1 protein-coding gene is annotated in these 913 nt (G+C 47.3%); it reads left to right on the forward strand.

Annotated elements, in window-relative coordinates; all coding sequences use genetic code 11:
• Positions 1-318: 318 nt before the first annotated feature.
• On the forward strand, positions 319-573 hold the full coding sequence (locus VI01_RS24530; RefSeq protein WP_045816999.1) for a hypothetical protein: 255 nt from the start codon (positions 319-321) through the stop codon (positions 571-573).
• The last annotated feature ends 340 nt before the right edge of the window (positions 574-913 follow it).

Genomic DNA, 913 nt, shown 5'->3' on the forward strand with positions numbered 1-913 from the left:
CCTGCAGGCTTATCATCCATATTTTTCAGGCCATGTTAAATCCTCTTCTGAGATTAAATCCCGAAACATTCACATGCTCAGGCTGCATCTCAGGATGAAAACGATTTCAGACTAAACATAAGTTTTATTCAGTATTTTCCGATATTTACCTCTGATAATCTGTCAGGCATCTGAATTCAGGGTGTTTTTTATTGCTGTGCGGCTGAGCGTAATTCTGACTGACGGGATAATGCGCGGAAAGTATTTAAATGGAACCGGTTTTCAGTCCATTAAGTGACTACACTGAAATACCGTAATAAAGCGGAGGGAGAGCAAAGCATGCCTGATAATGACCATGACCAGAACCAGAAGATTATTGGCGAAGCGGCAGTTCATCTGGCGATGAATAATGCGGACATTACCGTTGGCTCGCTTATCCGCGAGCTGGCTGAGATGGCCGACGTAGAGGAAAATCCAGCGCGCTGCGTGCAGATAAGAGGGGCGAAACGCTGGCTCCGCAGGTTTGAGTCATTACCGGGCAACCGGGACGAGCTGAGATGGATTACCGCCTCAGGCCGCGGCTCAGCGCACTGAAGGCATTCCCGCCTGTTCGGATGATACCGGGCAGGCTTCTTCCCTGTACCCCGACCCCTGAGCTGAGCATGCTGTTCTGACTGTTGTACAACCCTTTCGTTAACTCGCTCATCATTCGCGCGCTGATACTCACCTAAGTTACTGTTTAGTAACATCTAGCACTTTTTGCACAAAAAGATAAGCTGTACAACAACACAATTGCTGTACAAGTTTGATTAAGTTGTATAACTTTACGGTCAGACAGAGCCGACTACATTTTAACCATTGAGAGGTTCACCATGCGTCAGAACGTTACGAAATTCCCGGACTCCGCCAGCGACATTGCGCATTACTTCAGCAA

This window comes from Pantoea sp. SM3, from assembly GCF_000963995.1.
GTDB lineage: Bacteria > Pseudomonadota > Gammaproteobacteria > Enterobacterales > Enterobacteriaceae > Pantoea > Pantoea rwandensis_B.

What these genes read in the sequence shown, in the direction of transcription:
- VI01_RS24530 (WP_045816999.1), top strand. Translation starts at nt 319, where the DNA reads ATGCCTGATAATGACCATGACCAGAACCAGAAGATTATTGGCGAAGCG.